Genomic DNA, 19,459 nt, shown 5'->3' on the forward strand with positions numbered 1-19,459 from the left:
ATGATGAAAGAGCAGCTCCCGATCACCATTCTGCCCGTCCCCTTCGATTGGGGGGCCGGACGCCGCGGCGCTGCCGCCGGTCCCGAGGCCGTGCTCCAAGCCGGACTCATTCGGCGTCTCCAGAAGCTTGGCTGTCGGGTGCAGCTGCGCTCAGACGATTATTTGCCCAATACCGATGCCGACCGGCGCACGTCCGCCAAGCTCAAGCATTGGGGTCGCGTGCAGGCGATGAACGAGGCATTGGCGCTCGAAGCGGCTGCCGCCATGCGCGCCGGCACGTTCCCGCTGGCCATCGGGGGCGATCATAGTCTGGCGATCGGCACCGTCGCCGCCGCGGCGAAAGCCCGCCGCCGTCTCGGGGTACTGTGGATCGACGCGCACGGCGATCTCAACACCCCGCAGACGTCGCCTTCCGGCAATATTCACGGGATGTCGCTAGCCGCGCTGCTCGGGCTGGGCGACCCGCGCTTCACGGGGATCGGCGGACCAGGTGCCAAGCTAAATCCGGGCCATATCGCGCTCGTCGGCGCAAGGGAGCTCGATGTCGGGGAGAAGGAGCTAATCCGCGAACTGGGCATTGCCTGCTTCACCATGCACGATATCGATCGCTACGGCATGGCACGCGTCATGGAGAACGCCATTCGCGTCGTCTCCGAAGGAACCGACGGGGTTCATTTGAGCTTCGACATCGACAGCGTCGATCCCGGCGAAGCGCCCGGCACGGGGACCCCTGTCCGCGGCGGGCTGAACTACCGGGAAGCCCATCTGGCGATGGAGATGCTGCACGAGGCGGCCATCGTGACCTCGGCGGACCTGGTGGAGGTTAATCCGCTGCTCGATAACGGCCAACGGACGGCGAGGCTGGCGGTAGAGCTCGCCGCTTCCTTTGCGGGGGAGCGCATTTTATAGTCTTCTCCAATTCCAATCTCCCGGCTGCATCCAATGACACGTCATGAGCGAAATCACGGTGTGCACGCAAAAAAACTCCGGACCCGATCGGGTCCGGAGTTTTTCGCTATAGACGCGTTTAGCTGCGCAGGGCAGATCGAAAGGCGAGCAGTAGCGAGTTATTCGGTCTTGGTCGCCGCGTTCTCCGCGCCTTCCGCCGGTGCTTCTTCCGCTTTCTTCTCGTCTTCCAGCTTGTTCGTGATCGTCGCCTTCGCACGGATCTCTTCGATCCACGCGCTGGCCATCTCCGATACCTTCTGGTTCACGAGCTGATCCTTGATGGCCGTCTGGTTCTCTTCGAACGTGGATTGCTTCGCGGCTTTATGCTCGGTCAGCTTGATGATGTGGAAGCCGTGCTCGGTCTCGACGATCGGGCTCAGGTCGCCCGGATTCTTAAGCGCGAACGCCGCTTGCTCGAAGGCCGGGACCATGGCGCCCTTCTGGAAGAAGCCCAGATCGCCGCCGTTCACCGCCGACGTCGTGTCGGTCGATTTCTCCTTCGCCAGCGTCGCGAAGTCCGCGCCTTCGTTCAGCTGCTTCTGGATTGCTTCCGCTTCTTGCTTCGTCGCGACGAGGATATGGGACGCCTGCACTTGCTCCTGCGTATCGTAGTTCGCTTTGTTGTCCTCGTAATATTGCTTGACCTGCTCGTCCGTAACGCCCGTCTTCGGCTCCAAAATTTTGCGCAGCTTCACCTGCGGAGGAACCTGCTCCTTGAACGATTCCAGCGTCAGCCCGTTTTGCGCAAGCGCCGCATTGAATTCTTCGTCAGACGGGAAGTTTTTCTTAATGTTCGCGATTTCCTTCTCGATGTCGGCATCCGTTACGGTAACGCCCGCTTTCTCGGCTTCCTGGTTCAGCAGCTCGTCCGAGATCAGGTTGTTGAGCGTCGATTCGCCGCCTTGCTCGAGCATGGCGTCATACAGCTGCTCTTTCGAGATCTTGGTGCCGTTCACCGTCGCCATCGTCTCACCGGAGCCGCCGCCGAATCTTGGCATCGCCAGCACGACGATGAGCACGACGGCCAGGCCGATCGCGACGTACATCCAGCCTTTGCCGCTCTTCGGCTTGTCCGCCGCAGGCTGCGCAACCGCTGCCGTCCGCTCTTCGTCCTCGGCGCGTTCGGCTTCTTCTTCTGCCGCTAAATCGCGTTCCGCTTGGACTTCGTCTGCTTGATCGGCATTCGTCTCAGCCTGTCCGGATAGCGCGTTCTCTGTAGTCGTCGCGTCTTCCGCTTGACCGCGAAGCTCGTCTTGTCCGTCGTTCTCGTGTTCGTTCCCCGTAGGTATGCCTTTGTCCTGCTGTTCTTTGTCGCTCAATGATAAAACTCCCTTCAGCATATACGCGCTTGGCGCTAATGGCTTGACTCTCAATGACATTAATATAACAGATGCTTATAAGTCGTACCTTAAGAGAAGATAAAAAGTTAACCAACCTTATTCTTAACGGTTCCCTGCGTAAATTGAAACAGATTGTCCGCGGCTATCCGCAGCAGCCTGCCTCGAGCCTCCGCCGTCGCCCATGCAATGTGCGGCGTGATCGTGCAGTTCGGCGCGCCAATCAGCGGGTGGTCAGCCGGCGGCGGCTCTGCCGACAACACATCGAGCCCCGCTCCCGCAATGCGGCCTTCCCGAAGCGCTTGGGCCAGATCCTCTTCCACGATGTGACCACCGCGCGCCGTGTTGATCAAATACGCGCCGGGCTTCATGAGTCCAAGCGCCCGCTTGTCGATTAAGCCTGCCGTCTGCGGCGTTAGCGGGCAGTGCAGCGTGACATAGTCCGCCTCGCGCAGCAATTCATCCAGGTCCGCGTAACGGATCGCCGCCCACTCCGGATCATGCTTCGGCGTTCGCGTATGCACGAGCACCTCCATGCCGAAGGCTTTCGCCGCGCGAGCGACCTGCTGCCCAATCCCGCCAAAGCCGACGATGCCGATGGATTTGCCTTGCAGTTCTTGCAGCGGGAATAAGGAGAACGTGAAATCCGGTCCCGCCGTCCAACGCCCTTCGTGCACGGCCTTGTCATGTTCCGCGATATGATGGCAGTGGCGAAGCATGAACGCGATTACGAGTTGGGCGACCGAATGCGTGCTGTAATCCGGCACGTTCGTCACCGTTATGCCGCGCTCGGCCGCAGCCTCGATCGCCACGACGTTATAACCGGTCGCCAGCACCCCGATATAACGGAGATTGGGCAGTTCGGCAATCATGTCCGCGGTCAGCGACGTTTTGTTCGTCAGCACCGCGTCCGCGTCTTTCGCTCGCTCCAGGACGAGCTCCGGCGGCGTGCGATCGTACACGGCAAGACTGCCCAACGCTTCCAGCGGCGCCCAGCTCAAATCGCCGGGATTCAGCGTGAACCCGTCCAGCACGACGATGTTCATTGTATAAACTCCACCCCTTCTTTTTGCCAAATATCCACATTATACCCGATCCGTCGCCGGAAGAGGATAGGGAATGCCATAAACGTGTCCGGATTCGATTCTTCCGCAACTAGAATCTTCCCAGGATGATGGAAAAGTTCGATTCCTACAGCTCGTCCAAAAAATAATTCGACGCCCATGTATAACGTTGGCCAAACTGGCAATCCTTAAGATATCGGCGTCGAGAGATGCCGTAGACAACCGCGGAGAAGACTTACGTTTCCCCATAAGCTCTTCGTCCGGTTTCTCCTCTCCCATGAAAGGGACTCCCGAAAGGGGGTCCCGGTTTTTTTTGTTCCGCCAGCTTTCCCCCTCCCTTTCATTTCGTCCCAAATGAAAACGACCGCTTCCCGATGACGGAAAACGGTCGAACGCAGAAACCCTTTATCTCATGCGATCCAAGTAAGCTTTAACCCCTTGTACGGCTTCGTCCAACGTTTGAGCCGATACGGTCCATTCCGGTTCAGCGCCGTATTGATCGCCCGTGTACGCATAACGCGGGTCGTAATAGGATCCGAGCAGCATGCGCACGGCCGGTTCGATGCGATCGGACTGCAAGCAGGCTTCGATCTCGGCGGCAATCGGCGTATGGATGCGCGATTTAATACGATAGAAGCCCTTCAGGTACTCGGCCTTATAAGCAGTCGGGTAGTCTTCCATAATGCGCTTGACCCTCGACTCCATCGGCATCTCGATGCGGATCGGCGTGCCGTTCTCCTTCGCGTTCATCAGAAAATCGGGCAGCACCGTCTTGCCTAACCGCTTGCTCTCCGCTTCGAACACGATGTAGGGCTCGTCCTGAAGCGCAATGAGCCGTTCCAGCAGCAGCGCCTCGAACGTCTTCTGATTATGGGCCTTCATGCCGGCCCCGCCGAAAATGGAACCGCGATGGCCGGCCAGCGCCTCCAGGTCCAAGACGGGATACCCCTCGGCTTCCAGCTGCCGCAATATCGCCGTTTTGCCGGTTCCGGTATGCCCGTGCAGCACGAAAGCCTTCGGCCGAAGCTCGAACGTCCCGAGCGTGTCGACGACCCATTTGCGGTAAGCCCGGAACCCTCCGTTAATGCGGTACACGTGAATATCCATGAGCGAGAGCAGCGTGGCCGTCGTCTTGCTCCGCATGCCGCCGCGCCAGCAGAACACCGCTTTTTTGCCTCGAATTTGTCCAATTTCCTGGATTAACGAAGGCAGCTTGGCGGAGATGATCGCAAGCCCCCGCTCCTTGGCTGCCTGAATGCTCGTCTGCTTGTACAGCGTGCCGATCTCGGCGCGTTCTTCGTCATTGAAGAACGGGATATTGAGGCTGCCCGGAATGGTGGAATCCGCATATTCGGACGGCGACCTGACGTCGATCGTGACCAGCTCGCCCGCTTCCCGTCTCGCTCTTAGTTCTTCGATGGTAATATCCTGAAACATGCCGATTCGCTCCTCTGCGCGTGCGTGTAGGTCCTATTCGCGAACGACTTCAATGATGCCGGGATGCTCGTCCAGCACCTCGCCGATAAGGGCGGCTTCTACGCCGCGCTCAATCATTTGCGCCAGCATGCGGTCGGCTTGCTCCGCCTGGACGGCGATCAGCAAACCGCCGGAGGTGACCGCGTCGCACAAAATGTAGCGATCGATCTGGTCCATATCCTCCGGGAACGTAACCGATCCTCCGACATGGCTGAAATTGTTCTTCGTCCCGCCGGGCACGAACCCTTGCTCCGCCAGCTCTCGGACGCGGGGAAGCAGCGGCACGCGCTCCTTCGCGATACGCAGTCCGACCCCGCTGCCTTTCGCCATCTCGGAGGCATGGCCGAGAAGTCCGAAGCCGGTAACGTCGGTGCAAGCGTGTACGTCGTACGCGCTCATGACTTCCGCGGCCGTCTTGTTGAGCGTCGCCATCACGTTCGTGACGCGGGCGACTTCCTCCGGGGATAATTGATCCTTCTTGATGGAAGTCATCAGAATCCCTACGCCGATCGGCTTGGTCAGAATAAGCTTGTCGCCGGGCTGCGCGCCCGCGTTGGTCTTCACTTGTCCAGGATGAATCAAGCCGGTGACGGCCATGCCGAATTTGGGCTCCTTGTCGTCGATCGAGTGACCGCCGACGAGCGTCGCGCCGGCTTCCCGGACTTTATCGCCCGCTCCGCGCAAAATATCCGCCAGTATCGATTTGTCCAGCGTCGAGATCGGGAACGCCACGATATTCAGGACGGTTAGCGGCTTGCCGCCCATTGCGTAGATATCGCTGATCGCGTTCGCCGCCGCGATCTGCCCGAACGAATACGGATCGTCGACGATCGGGGTGAAAAAATCGACCGTCTGCACGAGCGCCAGCTCGTCGTTCAACCGGTATACGCCCGCATCGTCGCTCGTATCCAGCCCGACGAGCAAATCGGGGTTCGGCGTGGCCGGCGGCAAACTGCGGATGACCTCCATGAGATCCGCGGGGCCGATTTTGCAGCCGCAGCCGCCTTTGGAGGACAAGGACGTCAATTTGATCGGTTCTGATTGCGTCATGGTATAGGGTTCCTTTCGTAATCCGATAATTGAGGGGAAGTAAATTCTCTGCCCTAATAGTACACGATTGCGCATGATGCCGCAAAAAGGGGCTAGTGTGGTATAATGGATTCGTTTTGACAACATCACGGGAGGTCCGACATGTCGCAGCTGAACGGTTCGGTGGAGAAGCCGCCGGCCCATAATTTGAAAACGATCCTCATGGTCGCTGTCTTTCTCTTGATCGCCGCGGCCGGTTTGACTTATGTAAAATGGTGGCCTTATTATCACAAAGCAATCAGCGCGATCACCTCGCATACGATCGGCTCCTCCATCTTGACCGGCGGCGGGGAAACGTTGCCAGATCCATCTTGGTCCGCTGCCTGGGACTACGCCGTCACTTATTATAAAGCCGTCTGGAAAGCCGCGCTGCTGGGCATCGTGCTTGGCTCTCTTGTTCAAGTGCTCATCCCCTCCGGCTGGCTGCTCCGCGTGCTGGGCAACAGCTCGATGAAAAGCACGGCCATCGGCGGGCTCGCATCCGTCCCCGGCATGATGTGTTCGTGCTGCGCCGCTCCGATCGCCGTCGGCATGCGGAAGAAGCACGTTTCGGCCGGCGCGAGCTTGGCTTTCTGGCTGGGCAATCCGATGATCAATCCCGCGACGCTCATCTTCATGACCGCCGTGCTCTCGTGGAAATTCACGCTTCTCCGTCTCGTCTTCGGCCTGATTCTTACGTTCGGGGTGAGCTATTGGGCTGGGCGGCTGGCCAAGGACGTTGAAGTGTCGCAGGAAGACGTGGAGAAGTCGGTTCCTCACGAACAGAAGACGTCTCCCCTATGGAGACGCTGGCTCGCCAGCATTTGGACGATGACCGTACATATTGTGCCGGCTTACTTCGTCTCCGTCCTGGTACTAGGCGCCGCCAGAGCCTGGTTATTCCCGACACTGGGGGACGGCGCATGGAACAGCTTGTTCGTACTCGTCGTCTTCTGCATCGCGGGCGCCCTGTTCGTCATTCCGACGGCGGCCGAAATTCCGATCGCGCAGACCTTCCTGTCCCTTGGATTCGGAGCGGGACCGGCTGCCGCGCTGCTCGTCGTTCTTCCGGCGGTCAGCTTGCCATCGCTGCTGATGATTCGCCGATCGTTCCCCCCGCGGGTCGTCGGCTTCGTGTTCGCGTCGGTCGTCGTGCTCGGCATGCTGAGCGGCATCGTCGGGATGCTTGTGTTATAAGCGGTCACCAAAAGGAGCGTTCGACGCGAGTCGGACGCTCCTTTGTTTGTTCGCGGGCTGCCGGGTAGAACCTTCCGCGTTACCCGTACACGATCCAATAGTAAACCACGCTGACCGCGGCCCCGAATACCGCCCCCGCCAGCACCTCGATCGGCCGATGGCCGAGCAGCTCCTTCAGCTCTTCGCGCGGCTTCTTCGTCACCGCATCGTGATGGAGCATCGGAATCGTGCGGGCGATCCGGTTAATGAGCGAAGCATGCATGCCCGCGTGACGGCGAATCCCCATCGCATCGTACATCGTAATCGCGCTGACGATGACCGCGATCGCGAAGGCCGACGAGGTGACGCCTTCCACGATGCCGATGGCGGTCGCGAGCGACACGACGGCAGCCGAATGCGAGCTCGGCATCCCTCCGGTGCTGAATCCGAGCCCTACATCCCATGAACGCGTCGCGATCAGCTTGATCGGCACCTTCACGATTTGCGCCAGCACGATCGACAGCAGCGCGGCCATGAGCGGAAAATTATGAAATAATGCCATCGTTCCCCTCCCCTTTACACGAAGCGTCAGAATTAGCTTGACCCGAATCGATCGCCTTCATTTCCGATTTTGGAAAAAAAGCGCGAACGTTCCCTCGGCTTACCGTACTCCCTAGATTTCGCCTTGAACGCGGTATTTCCTATTACCCGGATGAAGCAAGATTGTCCTGCCGCTTGCGTGGTCCCAGCCGCCGATACGACAAAAGGACCGGCTGACGGCCGATCCCCTCCTCCCGCGTCTTTATTCGACGATGAACCGCACCTGCGTGCCATCCTCATAAGCCTTCAGCTGATTGCTGATCCAGGCGCCCGCGCCGCGATTATCGTCCGGCTTGACGTATTCGACATCCGCGCCGGCGCCGCCCTCGGCGCACATGGCCATTGGCCACTCGTCGCGGTCGAAGCCTTCCTTGACCGGCACGTCCTTCAGCGCCTCTTGACGGTTCGCATCCGCGCCCTCTCGGTCGATCGTGCAGATCGCCGATTTGCCGCTTGCGATCGCTTCTTTCATATGCGCGCCGGTCTCGGGATATTCATCCGCGGGGAACGTCAGCGTCACCTCCGCCTGTCCGGCTTCCCGACCGCTCGGCTGCTGCGTCCCCTGGCCGTCGTCCTGCATCGTGAACGCTTTCCAAAAGTACATGGCGGCGATCGCTAAGGCGACCGCGTAAAAGGCGCTTCTTTTCTTCATGTCTGACTCTCCTGTCCCTGCTCGTTCTTGAAACCAACAAGGACTAGTATTTCAGAAAACGTCCGCCCCGTCAACGCGGCCTTGCTGCCCGTCTGCATGACGTATCCGTCTGACCGCCAAAGCCCCTGTCAGAGCACGCCCGAACGGCCAAGCCGCAGCACGACCGCAAGCGTCCGCCAAAATTCCAGCGACCCGCTTCTCAGCTGAATCACGCCGCCTAAATCATCGGATCCAAACTCCTGCACGAACCACGCCGGCGCCGCGATCGCCCGCTCCGCCTCCAGCGCCTGCACCCGTCCGCTTAAGGATGCCATCGTCGCGTTCGCCGCGCCCTGCCCGTTCGTCAGCGCCGTCACCAACCCGGACAGCTGCTTCACGCTCGCTTCCAGCGCCTCGAACGCCGCTTTCTCCTCCGCCGTCATCGGCTCATCCCCTTTCACCAGATCGTAACGGTCCAGCCCATGGCGGTCGATGATTGCGATGAGCTTATCCGCATAATGTAGATCCGTCGCATAGCCGGCTTTCTGCAGCGCTCTTGCCGCCGAACGGCCGTCCGTGCGGAGCGCTCCGCTGTATAAGGCACGGTTCCAGGAAACGCCCCTCGCGAGAAGTTCCGAGTGATCCCGCACGCTCTCCTGCCAGCTTGAATAGGCGCGAAAAACGGCGTTGACCGTATAGACGGACCCGTCCGCACGCTGCTCCTTGGTCGGCAGCACGACGCTGCCCTCCGGTCCTATGCCCTTCATGCCGAACAAATTATTGCCCTGCACGGCCAGCTGGCTGTTGCCGCCGTTCGATTCCAGAATCGCCTGCGCGATCGTAATCGACGCCGGGACGCCGCTCTGGCGCTCGTCCGCCTGCGCCATCGGCGCCAGCGCCGCGATAAACTGCTCTCGGGTCAAGGCCACCCGCAATCCCCCCTCTATCCGGCCGGCCGAGAGAGCAACCGGCCATTAGGCACTTCCTTCCTGTTCAAACGCCCCGCTCCCTTCTAATGTATGCACGGCAGCGGTGAAGGCCTGGACGAGCACACATCCGCGCAAATTCAGGCACCGCCCGTTTTTTCGCGGATGATAACGTTCTCAGACCGGTACACACGCCCGTCACCGCGCATGCATACGATATAGCACCATCCGAAAGGAAGAAGAAGGTGCTGCCGTGGAAGTCCAGTTTACTGCGCTTCATTGGGTTTATTTGGCGTTCATCGTGTTTATTCTCGCTCTTCTGATTAAACGACGCGATACGACGCTAATCTGCGTCGCGGGGATCTTCACGCTCGGCGTCATCGCGACCGAGACGCTTAGCGGCTCCGTCAGCGGCATATTCAACAGCTTTATCTATGCGATCAAAGAGTTAATCGGCACGATCCTCATTATTTCCATTATCGTCGCGATGAGCCGCGTGCTCATCATAACCGGCATAAACGAAACGATGGTGCGACCGCTCACCCGCTTCCTTCGCACGCCGACGCTGGCGTATTGGGGAATCGGCCTCATCATGATGGTGACGTCCATGTTCTTCTGGCCGTCTCCGGCGGTCGCCCTCATCGGCGCCGTGCTGCTGCCCGTGGCCGCGCGCGTGGGCCTGCCTGCGCTGGGCGCCGCCGTCGCCATGAATCTATTCGGTCACGGCATCGCGCTATCCGGCGACTATATCATTCAAGGCGCGCCCAAGCTGACCGCCGATGCCGCCGGCCTGCCCGTCTCCGCCGTCATGGAAGCAAGCATCCCGCTCGTCGCGGTCATGGGTGTCGTCACGACGGTCGCCGCCTTCTGGTATATGCGCAGAGACATGAGACGAGGGACATGGCGCGACGGACTCGTGGCGGGCGGCGGCGGAGCTGCCGCCAGCGAATCGCGAATCGTCCTGCCGACCCCTATCCGGAAGTCGCTGGCCGTCATCATTCCGCTGCTGTTCGCCGCCGACGTCGCCGCGATGTTCGCGCTTAATCTGCAGGGAGGCGACGCGACGGCGCTCGTCGGGGGAACAGCCGTGCTCATCCTGGCCGCCGTCACGCTCCTGGCCCACCGGAACAAGGGGCTGGAACAAACGACCGCCTATCTGATCGAAGGCTTCCAATTCGGATTCAAGGTATTCGGCCCGGTCATTCCGATCGCCGCCTTCTTCTATCTCGGCGATGCCGGCTTCACGGCCTTGTTCGGACCGACGCTGCCCGAGAGCTCTCACGGCATCGTCAACGACCTGGGGGTTGGGCTTGCTCATCATGTGCCGCTGAACGAAGCGGTCAGCGCCGTGACCGTCACGGTGACGGGCGCGATCACGGGACTCGACGGGTCCGGCTTCTCCGGCATCTCGCTGGCCGGCTCCATCGCCCAGCTCTTCGCTTCCGCGATCGGCTCCGGCGCAGCTACGTTGACCGCGCTCGGTCAAGTCGCGGCAATCTGGGTCGGCGGCGGCACGCTTATTCCATGGGCGCTCATCCCGGCGGCCGCGATCTGCGGCGTCAGTCCGTTCGAGCTTGCCCGCCGCAACTTGAAGCCGGTATTGATCGGACTTGCGGCGACGACGGTCGTCGCGATGTTCCTCATCTAGCCGTTCGGCAGCCCGTCCGATTCGCTCTCCATTCGAACACACCACACGACGAAAAAAACCACGCGAGCTCGATTTGCATCGATGACGCGTGGTCTTTGTCGTGCCTTACAGGCTATAGAACCTGACGGCATTTCGATATAACGCTTCCGCCGCCTCGTCTACCCGTATGCCTTTGATCGACGCGATTTGGTTCGCCACGTCGCGAACCATCCCGGGCGTTGTCGGGCGGCCGGCGAACGGGCCTTCGAACGGCCAAGGGCCATCGGTCTCCGTCATAAGCAGCGCTAGCGGATAATCGCGGACAAGCGACCGAATCTCCGTCTCGTAGAACACGTCCGGCGTAATGGATACCATGCAGCCCAGCGCGATCATGCGCTTCAACGTGGCGGCGGCGCCTTTGAACCAGTGAAAGTGGGCGCGGGTCACACCATGCTTCTCCAGTAGATCCAGCGCCTTGTCCGCGTCTTCATAGACGGCGTGAAGGACGATCGGCCGGTCCGTCTCGGCCGCGAAGCGAATGAACCGATCCAGCAAGGCCAGGTAGCCCGATTCGTCGAATGCCGCTCCGGACGTCTCCGCCTCGGTTCGCATGTAATAAGGCAGCCCGACTTCGCCGACCGCGAATCGTTCTCCGACCTCATGGCGCGATCGCATCCAGACGAACAGCTCGTCGAGTTCCTCGTCCGTCGGCAGCGGCTGCTCCGGATGAAAGCCGTATGCGGGCATCACCCGCTCCGGCATGCGCATCGCCCATTCGCGCACGATGCGCGAAGATTCGAGATGCATGGACACGGCCACGACGGCAGCTACGTCCTCGCGGAAGGCTTCCTCCAGGAGCGGCTGTTGCTTCGCCGTCTCGTAGTGGTCCAAATGAAGATGTGCGTCGATATAGCAAGGCTTTGCATGGGGCTTCCTATTCGTTTCAACCATCAGTTCCGCTCACCTCTTCCCCATCATCGCACCGTGTCCGGCTGTCGGCTTCAGCATCTCGTAGATTTCGAGCTTCAATTCGTTGAACAATGGATCGGTCCACAACGCCTCGCTGCGAGGACGGGCGAACGGCACTTCGATCTCCTTCGCGACGATAGCCGGCGAAGGCGACAGGACGAGGATCCGATCCGACAGCAGCAGCGCCTCCTCGATGCTGTGCGTGACGAACAGCACGGAGCGGCGGTCCGCTTCCCAGAGCGACAGCAGCCATGTCTGCATATGGAGGCGGGTCAGCGCATCCAACGCGCCGAACGGCTCGTCCAGGCACATGAGCCGCTGCGGGGAGAGCAGCGCGCGCAGGAAGGACACGCGCTGCTGCATGCCGCCGGACAGCGTATCCGGATAAGCATCGGCCTCCCCAGCCAACCCGACGCGAGCCAGCCATTCGGAGGTTTGCGCTTCTGCCGCTCCCCGTTCGGTGCCCGCGATCGTTAGCGCCATGACAATATTAGTTCGAACGGTCAGCCACGGCAGGAGCGATGCGGACTGCGGCATATACGCGATGCGTCCGCGTTCGCCCGTGACGCATTGGCCGTCCATGCGGATCTCCCCGCTCGTCGGCCGCTCCAGCCCGCCAATCAGATGAAACAGCGTTGATTTGCCGCTGCCCGACGGACCAATGATGGAGACGAACTCGCCCGCTTTGACATGAAACGAAATATTCTCCAGCACGTGCTTCGTGCCGCGTCCTTCCGCGAACGTCTTCCCGATGCCGGTAACTTCCAAAGCATACTCCGTCATTGAACGCCTCCCTCCTTCCGTACCTTTCCTCGGATCGAATAGCGCTCGATCAGCGCGATGACGCCAAACAGGAGCAGGCTGAACAGGACGATGATCAGAATGCCCGCGAACACGCGGCTCGTCTCCCAACCATTGGACGAGAGACGGATGTAGTAGCCCAGCCCTTCGTTCGAACCGAGCGCTTCCGCGTAGATGGCGCCAATGACGCAATAGGAGGCCGCGATCTTCAGCCCGGAGAACAAATGGCTGAGCGCGCCCGGCAGCTCCAGCTTCCAGAACAATTGCCGCTTGTCCGCTCCAATCATTCGCATATAGTGAACAAGCTTCGGATCCGCCTGCTGAAGTCCCGTCAGCATCGAAACGCTGACCGGAAAGAAACAGACCAGGATGAGCAGGATAAGCTTCGGCAGCACGCCGAATCCGAACCAGATGACGAGCAGGTCGCCAAGGACGATGACCGGGACGTTCTGCGTCAAGACAAGCAGCGGATACAGTCCCGCGCGGGCGCCTGGAATTAAATGCAGCAAAGCGGCGAGCCCAAGGCCCGCCGCCGTACCGGCCGCAAATCCGAGCAGCGTCAGTCGTACCGTCGCCGCCGCGTGTCCCATCAGCCTCGGCCATTCCGCCGCCATCTCTTGAAATATCGCCAGCGGCGAAGGCAAAATCCACGCCTCGATGGCAAACAGCGATACCGCCGCCTGCCAGATCGCGAGGAATCCGAGGAGACAGGCAGCCGGCGGGATAAGGTTGCGAAAGCCCCGGCTATTGCCCATCCGGGTACTTCTCGAGAAGACGTCCCATGGAAGCGCCGTTCTCCGGGTTATAGTAGATTTTGATCTGGGAGATGACCGACGGGCAGCCCATCTCCGTCATCGCTTCGTTCATCTGCCGTACGACGTCCAGCAGCTGCGTCAGCTCGCCCTCCATCGTCGTCTCGAGCGGGGCGACGCGATACGGCACGCCGGCCGATTTGATGATGTCGATCGCGCGGTCTACATAGGGGAGGACGCTTTCGCCGCCGGGTGTCGTCGGTAAAATTTGAATGCTTACGAGTGCATTGGCCATGGTCGGCACCGCCTTTCTTCTTGGTCGCTTAGTTCGTTATCGTTAGGCATGGATTCGTTCGTTATTGCGGAAGGAACTCGTTCGTAAACGCCTTCTCGGCCTCCAACTGCTTGTCGAGCAGCTTGTGGTCGTACATCCACTGCGCGTAATTCTGCCATACTTCCAGCTTCTGCTCGCCCCAACGCGGCGCGTCGTCCTGATATTTCGGACTTAGCCACTTCTGGCTGGCGCGCACGAGCTCCGCGTTCAAGTCCGGCTCTGCCTTGATGAGCACCTCCGCGGCATCGTCCGGATTGTCAATCGCGTATTGGTAGCCCTCCGCCGCGCCTGCAACGAACGCCTGCACAAGCTCCTTCTTCTCCGCGATCATCTTCTCGCTCGTCGCGAGCACCGGCGTATAATAATCCAGTTTGTCGCTATAGTCGGTCAAATAGACCATGTTCAGCTTCTCGCCGCGCAGCTCCGCCTCAACACCCGTCCAAGCGTAGTAGATCCAGGCAAAATCAATATTGCGCTTAACGGCCGTGAAGAAATCCGCGTCGCCGATGCTGATGTTGTTCACCTTGGAGACGTCCGCCTGCTCCTCTTGCATGAGCGATTCAATGACCGCCTGCTCGGCCGGCGAGCCCCAGCCGCCATACGTTTTGCCCTCGAAATCCTTCGGGGTCTTGATGCCCTTGTCCGCCGGGGACGCGAAGCCGGACGTATTGTGCTGGATGACCGCGGCCAGCGAGACGAGCGGTACGCCTTGAATCCTCGCCTGCGTAATCCCCTCTTGATAGCTGACGCCGAATTCCGCCGCGCCGGAGGCGATCATTTTGTCCGCCCCCGCTTCGGTCGGCTGGATAATCTCCACGTCTAGCCCTTGCTCGCGGAAGAAGCCTTTGTCTCGCGCCACGTATAAGCCGGTGTGGTTCGTGTTCGGCGTCCAGTCGAGGACGACCTTCACCTTCGTCAACGGCTGGTCAGCGTTCGTGCCGGCCGATTCGTTCGCCGCCGCATTGCCGCTTGCCGCCCCCGTGTCGGCGTTGCCCGCTTGATTATTATTCTCCGTTGCGCACCCTGCTAGCGCCATCAGCGCCAACGTGAGCATGATTACCCCTATCGCGCCTTGTCTGATCTTCCTGCTCATCTTCGTCATCTGCTCCTCTCTCGTGCTCCTCGCCTGCGACTTATCTCCCCTTCTGTCAATTCCAGCACAAGAAAAAGCGCCTTCCCAGTCAGGAAGACGCTTCGATTATTGCTTCGAAAATACCCATACTCCGGCTGTTGACGGCCGAAAGGGCGTTGCAATCCTACGCTGGCATTATCCAGATCAGGTTACGGGTCGGGATTCGTATCGGGATCCCCTCTCAGCCGGCCAAACATCCAGCTCCCCCTGTTATATGAAAGTTGTCGCTTCGCCTATTATAGCAGACGAGGACAAAATTGCCAGCCTTTTTATCGCGGCCCGCGAAACTTCTGCGTGTACGCTCTTGCTTCTTCCGCGTTCGTCACCCGGTTGCGGCCCCATTCGAACAAAATGCGGTCGATATAGCGCAGATGCACCTTGCCCGCGAATACCGCTTCCTTGAGCGCGAAGCGGATCAGCTCGTCCGAATACCGGTCCTGATCGATCCAAATGCTGATCGTCTCGCATTCCATTGGCGAAAGCGGCCGCCCGAATTCTTGTTCGAAGACCGAGAACAGATCGGTTGCCTTCATCTCCGGCGCCCGTTCCGCGCGGCTGGCCTGCATCGTCTCGCGCGTGCCGTCCGACAGCCATTCGGCCGAGCGGATGACCCAACCGTCCCAGTTATAGCACTCCGACTGCACGCCGGTCTGTTGATCGAAGTGCTCGTCGATGGACAGAAAGCCTTCTTTCATCAGTCGGCTTAGCATCTGATGGGCGGTCTTCGGCGTCACGCCGAGCCGGTCCGCCAGCTGCTCCGGCGTCGGAAAGTCGATGCCTTCCAGCTGGCGGAACGACATTAACTGAAGCAGCAGCAGAAATTCGGTATCGGACAGGCCGATGCCGTGATAAGCGCGGAGCAGCCCGGCCGGCACGACGAGGCTGCCGCCGTTCATGGCGGACGCCATTCCCCTGGCGTAGGCTTTCCACATCTCGTTACTCATCCGCTCCCCCTCTTCCTTCGCCCGCTAGCCAGCCGGCGATTACGGATACAGACGATACAGCATCCGCGGGAACGGAATCGTCTCACGCACGTGATCCAGACCGCAAATCCATGCGACCGTGCGCTCAAGGCCAAGTCCGAAGCCCGAATGCGGCACGGAGCCGTATTTACGCAGATCCAGATACCATTGGTACGCTTCTTCGGACAATTCATGCTCGGCGAAGCGTTCCGCCAGCAGCTCCGGATCGTCGATTCGCTGGGAACCGCCGATGATCTCACCGTAGCCTTCCGGCGCGATCATGTCCGCGCACAGCACGACTTCCGGGCGATTCGGGTCCGGCTTCATGTAGAACGCCTTGAACGACGCCGGATAATGCGTAATGAAGACCGGCTTGTCATACTTCTCGGCGATCGCCGTCTCGTGCGGCGCGCCGAAATCTTCGCCCCATGGAATATCGAAGCCTTGCTCGTTCAAGAACTTGATCGCATCGTCGTACGTGATCCGCGGGAACGGCGCTTGAATCGCCTCCAGCTTGGACACGTCGCGGCCGATCGCTTCCAGCTCCTTTCGGCAGTTCGTCAAGACGGACTGCACGACGTAGCTGATGAACTGCTCCTGTACGCGCAGGTTTTCCTCGTGATCGACGAACGCCATCTCCGGCTCGATCATCCAGAACTCGATCAGGTGACGGCGCGTCTTCGACTTCTCGGCGCGGAACGTCGGCCCGAACGAATACACTTTGCCAAGCGCCATCGCGGCCGCTTCCATATAGAGCTGACCGCTTTGCGTCAGATACGCGTCTTCTTCGAAATATTTGGTGTGGAACAGATTCGTCGTGCCTTCGCAGGAGGAAGGCGTCAGAATCGGCGGATCGACCAGCGTGAAATCACGCTCGTCGAAAAACCGCTGAATCGCGCGGATGATCTCGGCGCGAATGACCATGATCGCCCGCTGCTTCGGCGTGCGCAGCCACAGGTGGCGGCGGTCCATCAAATAATCGACCCCGTGTTCCTTCGGCGTGATCGGATATTCTTCGGTCAATTGGATGACTTCGATGTCCTCTACCGTCAGCTCATAGCCGGATTGGCTCCGCGGCTCTTCGCGCACGATCCCCTTCACGTAGACCGAAGATTCCTGCGTCAGCGACTTCGCCGTATTCCACACTTCTTCGGATACTTCACTCTTCACGATAACGCCTTGAATGTAACCCGTGCCGTCGCGCAGCTGCAAAAATTGGATTTTGCCGCTGGAGCGCTTGTTGTTGATCCAGCCGCCCATCCAGACGGACTGACCCGCATGCCCGCCAATCTGTTTAATCGTCGTCAATGTTCTCATGGGCAACGCTTCCTTCCATTGGTGTTCCTAATGCATCTTTCTTTATCGGTATTACTTGCTTTTCACCAGATTATACGTATCGCGCGCGATGAGCAGCTCCTCGTTGGTTGGCACGACAAGCACCTTCACGCGGGAGGTATCCGCGGAGATGAATCGCGCATCCTTCGAGCGGACGTCGTTGCGCGCGTCATCGAGCTCCGCGCCGAGGAATGTAATGCCGTCCACGACAGCTTTGCGCACGACGGAAGAATTCTCGCCCACGCCAGCCGTAAACACGATCGCATCGATGCCGTTCATCGCCGCAGCATAAGCGCCGATATACTTGCGCAGACGATATGTATACATATCGAAGGCGAGCTTCGCGTTCTTGTCGCCTTCCTTCATCGCGTCGGTAATCTCGCGCATGTCGCTGCTCAGGCCGCTGATCGCCTGCAGGCCGCTGTGCTTATTCAGCATCGAGCTTACCTCGCTAAGCGTCAGGTCTTCCTTGTTCATCGTGAACGGCACGATCGCCGGGTCCATGTCGCCGCTGCGCGTACCCATCATAAGTCCTTCGAGCGGCGTCAAGCCCATGCTGGTGTCGAACGATTTGCCCTTGAGAATCGCAGTGCAGCTAGCGCCGTTGCCGATGTGGCACGTGACCATCTTGAGCGACTCGAGCGGTTGGCCGATGACTTCCGCCGCTTTGTGGCTGACATAATCATGCGACGTGCCGTGGAAGCCGTAGCGGCGGATTTTGTGGCGACGATAGAGCACCATCGGAATCGGATACAAGAACGATTCCTGCGGCATCGATTGGTGGAACGCCGTATCGAATACGACTGCTTGCGGCACGCCCGGCAGGTTCGCTTCGACGGCCAGAATGCCCATCAGGGCCGGCGGGTTGTGAAGCGGCGCCAAATCGATTAGCTTGCGAATTTCGAGCTTCACTTCCGGCGTAACGACCGTCGACTGTTTGAAGCTCTCTCCGCCATGCACGACGCGGTGGCCGACGGCTTTGATCTCGGTCATCGCCTTGAGCACGCCATGTTCCGAATGCGTCAGGAGTTCGATGACTTTGCGCACGGCCGTATTGTGATCCAGAATTTCGCTAACCTGACGAACCTCCGGCTTGTCCGTCGGCTCATGCGTCACAATGGAGGAATCCATTCCGATCCGTTCGACGCGGCCCTGCGCGAGGACGGCTTCGTTCTTCATATTATACAGCTGGTACTTGAGCGACGAGCTGCCAGCGTTCATGACTAATACGATCATATGCGGTCCCCGTCCTTATCATATTGGAAAAATCCGATGCCGGTCTTGATGCCTAAGTGTCCGGCGCGCACCATCTTCTTCAGTACGATCGAAGGGCGGTACTTCAGCTCTCCGTATTCGCGGAACATCCGGTCGAGCGCGGCAAGAACGGAATCCAGGCCGAAGCGGTCCGCCATCTCGAACGGCCCATGCTGGAACGAGTAGCCGATCCGCATGGCGCTGTCGATATCCTCTGCGGAGGCGACGCCTTCTTCGAGCACATGCAGCGCTTCGTTAATGAACAGACAGATCAGACGCGTCGTCACGAAGCCCGGCGACTCGAATACCATGACGCCCTTCTTCTGGATGACGTCTTCGACGAATTCCTTCGTTTTGTTGAACGTATCATCGCTCGTCTTCAGCCCGCGTACGATTTCCACCAGATCGGTCTTCATAACCGGGTAGACGAAGTGCATGCCGATGACGCGTTCCGGATAAGCCGTCACGCCCGCCAGCTCGGTTAAGCTGAGTGTCGACGTATTGCTCGCCAGAATCACGTTCGGTCCGCATAGGCGGTCGAGTTGATCGAACACGATTTTTTTGCTGTCCAAGTCCTCGGTGATCGTCTCGATGACCAGCTCGCAGCCCGATAGATCCGACAGCTTCTGAATCGGATGAATCCGGTTCAGCACAAGCTTCTTCTCGGCTTGCGTCAACGCCCACTTCTCGATTTGCTTATCCAAGCTGAGCTCGATCGCGCTCATCGCCTGCGAGAGACGATCAGCCGATTGCTCGGTCACGTACACATCCAGTCCCTTAAAGGCGAGCATTTCTGCGATGCCTTGTCCCATCGTTCCAGCGCCAATAACGCCAACTTTACGTATGTTCAACGTTTCATCCTCCATTGCAGCAGATCGTATATTTGTAGTATAAGTGATGATCCGCTATCTATCCGCTCTATATTATAGCCGTTTTGAATCCCCCGGGCTAGTTGTTCCCCAGAGGCGCTTTTAAGACATTATTGTGAACAAAGTCGCAATTGTTAGGCAATATTACCTGTTCATTAAACCATCTCGGCAGCGTCAAAGCATAACCTTTCGGCGTCA

Annotated in this window: 19 protein-coding genes; 3 read left to right on the forward strand and 16 right to left on the reverse strand. The window is 59.4% G+C overall.

Annotation, left to right across the window (positions count from 1 at the left end; all coding sequences use genetic code 11):
* Positions 1-3: 3 nt before the first annotated feature.
* The gene (gene rocF / locus ACFSKT_RS08025) at positions 4-909 is read left to right on the forward strand and encodes an arginase (protein ID WP_377722236.1); all 906 of its coding nucleotides are present in this window, start codon (positions 4-6) and stop codon (positions 907-909) included.
* Positions 910-1,067: 158 nt separating this feature from the next.
* Here the strand turns inward: rocF and ACFSKT_RS08030 are convergent, their stop codons facing one another.
* The 4 genes from ACFSKT_RS08030 to selD form a co-directional block, all read right to left on the reverse strand.
* Entirely contained in the window at positions 1,068-2,267 is a 1,200-nt protein-coding gene (locus ACFSKT_RS08030) for a peptidylprolyl isomerase (RefSeq protein WP_377722237.1), read from the reverse strand.
* Between the two features lie 107 nt (positions 2,268-2,374).
* Positions 2,375-3,331, reverse strand: a complete 957-nt coding sequence (locus tag ACFSKT_RS08035) for a D-2-hydroxyacid dehydrogenase (protein WP_377722238.1) — start codon at positions 3,329-3,331, stop codon at positions 2,375-2,377.
* Between the two features lie 423 nt (positions 3,332-3,754).
* Entirely contained in the window at positions 3,755-4,786 is a 1,032-nt protein-coding gene (gene mnmH / locus ACFSKT_RS08040; protein ID WP_377722239.1) for a tRNA 2-selenouridine(34) synthase MnmH, read from the reverse strand.
* Between the two features lie 33 nt (positions 4,787-4,819).
* Complete coding sequence (gene selD / locus ACFSKT_RS08045; RefSeq protein ID WP_377722240.1) at positions 4,820-5,875, reverse strand: selenide, water dikinase SelD; 1,056 nt, start codon at positions 5,873-5,875, stop codon at positions 4,820-4,822.
* Positions 5,876-6,016: 141 nt separating this feature from the next.
* Here selD and ACFSKT_RS08050 point away from each other — a divergent pair, with 141 nt between their 5' ends.
* On the forward strand, positions 6,017-7,090 hold the full coding sequence (locus ACFSKT_RS08050; RefSeq protein WP_377722241.1) for a permease: 1,074 nt from the start codon (positions 6,017-6,019) through the stop codon (positions 7,088-7,090).
* Positions 7,091-7,169: 79 nt separating this feature from the next.
* Here ACFSKT_RS08050 and ACFSKT_RS08055 read toward each other — a convergent pair whose 3' ends face one another.
* The 3 genes from ACFSKT_RS08055 to ACFSKT_RS08065 form a co-directional block, all read right to left on the reverse strand.
* Positions 7,170-7,631 (reverse strand): divergent PAP2 family protein, encoded by a 462-nt coding sequence (locus ACFSKT_RS08055; RefSeq protein ID WP_377722242.1) that lies wholly within the window; start codon positions 7,629-7,631, stop codon positions 7,170-7,172.
* Between the two features lie 240 nt (positions 7,632-7,871).
* Positions 7,872-8,321 carry a NucA/NucB deoxyribonuclease domain-containing protein gene (locus tag ACFSKT_RS08060; RefSeq protein ID WP_377722243.1) on the reverse strand — a complete coding sequence of 150 codons (450 nt, stop codon included), beginning with the start codon at positions 8,319-8,321 and terminating at the stop codon, positions 7,872-7,874.
* Positions 8,322-8,449: 128 nt separating this feature from the next.
* Positions 8,450-9,229, reverse strand: coding sequence for a glycoside hydrolase family 73 protein (locus tag ACFSKT_RS08065; protein ID WP_377722244.1), 780 nt, complete (start codon positions 9,227-9,229; stop codon positions 8,450-8,452).
* Between the two features lie 250 nt (positions 9,230-9,479).
* Between ACFSKT_RS08065 and ACFSKT_RS08070 the strand changes: the two genes are divergently transcribed.
* On the forward strand, positions 9,480-10,874 hold the full coding sequence (locus tag ACFSKT_RS08070) for a hypothetical protein (RefSeq protein WP_377722245.1): 1,395 nt from the start codon (positions 9,480-9,482) through the stop codon (positions 10,872-10,874).
* Positions 10,875-10,979: 105 nt separating this feature from the next.
* Here the strand turns inward: ACFSKT_RS08070 and ACFSKT_RS08075 are convergent, their stop codons facing one another.
* The 9 genes from ACFSKT_RS08075 to ACFSKT_RS08115 form a co-directional block, all read right to left on the reverse strand.
* Positions 10,980-11,804 (reverse strand): TatD family hydrolase, encoded by an 825-nt coding sequence (locus ACFSKT_RS08075; RefSeq protein WP_377722246.1) that lies wholly within the window; start codon positions 11,802-11,804, stop codon positions 10,980-10,982.
* 9 nt (positions 11,805-11,813) lie between these two features.
* Positions 11,814-12,605 carry an ABC transporter ATP-binding protein gene (locus ACFSKT_RS08080; protein ID WP_377722247.1) on the reverse strand — a complete coding sequence of 264 codons (792 nt, stop codon included), beginning with the start codon at positions 12,603-12,605 and terminating at the stop codon, positions 11,814-11,816.
* Positions 12,602-13,378, reverse strand: a complete 777-nt coding sequence (locus ACFSKT_RS08085) for an ABC transporter permease (protein WP_377722248.1) — start codon at positions 13,376-13,378, stop codon at positions 12,602-12,604. Before ACFSKT_RS08085 ends, ACFSKT_RS08080 begins: the two co-directional genes overlap by 4 nt.
* Positions 13,368-13,670, reverse strand: coding sequence for a thiamine-binding protein (locus tag ACFSKT_RS08090; protein ID WP_377722249.1), 303 nt, complete (start codon positions 13,668-13,670; stop codon positions 13,368-13,370). The genes ACFSKT_RS08085 and ACFSKT_RS08090 overlap by 11 nt, the downstream gene beginning before the upstream one ends.
* 61 nt (positions 13,671-13,731) lie before the next feature.
* Positions 13,732-14,802, reverse strand: coding sequence for an ABC transporter substrate-binding protein (locus tag ACFSKT_RS08095; RefSeq protein WP_377722250.1), 1,071 nt, complete (start codon positions 14,800-14,802; stop codon positions 13,732-13,734).
* A 308-nt stretch (positions 14,803-15,110) separates the two neighbouring features.
* Positions 15,111-15,785 (reverse strand): DnaD domain protein, encoded by a 675-nt coding sequence (locus ACFSKT_RS08100; protein WP_377722251.1) that lies wholly within the window; start codon positions 15,783-15,785, stop codon positions 15,111-15,113.
* A 39-nt stretch (positions 15,786-15,824) separates the two neighbouring features.
* On the reverse strand, positions 15,825-17,120 hold the full coding sequence (gene asnS / locus ACFSKT_RS08105; protein ID WP_377722252.1) for an asparagine--tRNA ligase: 1,296 nt from the start codon (positions 17,118-17,120) through the stop codon (positions 15,825-15,827).
* 51 nt (positions 17,121-17,171) lie between these two features.
* Positions 17,172-18,374: an acetate/propionate family kinase gene (locus ACFSKT_RS08110; protein ID WP_377722253.1), complete on the reverse strand. Its 1,203-nt coding sequence runs from the start codon at positions 18,372-18,374 to the stop codon at positions 17,172-17,174.
* On the reverse strand, positions 18,371-19,243 hold the full coding sequence (locus ACFSKT_RS08115; protein ID WP_377722254.1) for a 3-hydroxyacyl-CoA dehydrogenase family protein: 873 nt from the start codon (positions 19,241-19,243) through the stop codon (positions 18,371-18,373). Before ACFSKT_RS08115 ends, ACFSKT_RS08110 begins: the two co-directional genes overlap by 4 nt.
* Positions 19,244-19,459: the final 216 nt, after the last annotated feature.

Source organism: Paenibacillus xanthanilyticus, assembly GCF_042682185.1.
GTDB classification, from domain to species: domain Bacteria; phylum Bacillota; class Bacilli; order Paenibacillales; family Paenibacillaceae; genus Paenibacillus_Z; species Paenibacillus_Z xanthanilyticus.

Excerpts from the sequence above, each read along its gene's own strand:
- ACFSKT_RS08075 (WP_377722246.1), bottom strand. The coding sequence starts at position 11,804 with ATGGTTGAAACGAATAGGAAGCCCCATGCAAAGCCTTGCTATATCGAC.
- ACFSKT_RS08090 (WP_377722249.1), bottom strand. The coding sequence starts at position 13,670 with ATGGCCAATGCACTCGTAAGCATTCAAATTTTACCGACGACACCCGGC.
- ACFSKT_RS08100 (WP_377722251.1), bottom strand. The coding sequence starts at position 15,785 with ATGAGTAACGAGATGTGGAAAGCCTACGCCAGGGGAATGGCGTCCGCC.
- ACFSKT_RS08035 (WP_377722238.1), bottom strand. The coding sequence starts at position 3,331 with ATGAACATCGTCGTGCTGGACGGGTTCACGCTGAATCCCGGCGATTTG.
- asnS (WP_377722252.1), bottom strand. The coding sequence starts at position 17,120 with ATGAGAACATTGACGACGATTAAACAGATTGGCGGGCATGCGGGTCAG.
- ACFSKT_RS08110 (WP_377722253.1), bottom strand. The coding sequence starts at position 18,374 with ATGATCGTATTAGTCATGAACGCTGGCAGCTCGTCGCTCAAGTACCAG.
- ACFSKT_RS08080 (WP_377722247.1), bottom strand. The coding sequence starts at position 12,605 with ATGACGGAGTATGCTTTGGAAGTTACCGGCATCGGGAAGACGTTCGCG.
- ACFSKT_RS08050 (WP_377722241.1), top strand. The coding sequence starts at position 6,017 with ATGTCGCAGCTGAACGGTTCGGTGGAGAAGCCGCCGGCCCATAATTTG.
- ACFSKT_RS08085 (WP_377722248.1), bottom strand. The coding sequence starts at position 13,378 with ATGGGCAATAGCCGGGGCTTTCGCAACCTTATCCCGCCGGCTGCCTGT.
- selD (WP_377722240.1), bottom strand. The coding sequence starts at position 5,875 with ATGACGCAATCAGAACCGATCAAATTGACGTCCTTGTCCTCCAAAGGC.
- ACFSKT_RS08060 (WP_377722243.1), bottom strand. The coding sequence starts at position 8,321 with ATGAAGAAAAGAAGCGCCTTTTACGCGGTCGCCTTAGCGATCGCCGCC.
- rocF (WP_377722236.1), top strand. The coding sequence starts at position 4 with ATGAAAGAGCAGCTCCCGATCACCATTCTGCCCGTCCCCTTCGATTGG.
- ACFSKT_RS08055 (WP_377722242.1), bottom strand. The coding sequence starts at position 7,631 with ATGGCATTATTTCATAATTTTCCGCTCATGGCCGCGCTGCTGTCGATC.
- mnmH (WP_377722239.1), bottom strand. The coding sequence starts at position 4,786 with ATGTTTCAGGATATTACCATCGAAGAACTAAGAGCGAGACGGGAAGCG.
- ACFSKT_RS08095 (WP_377722250.1), bottom strand. The coding sequence starts at position 14,802 with ATGAGCAGGAAGATCAGACAAGGCGCGATAGGGGTAATCATGCTCACG.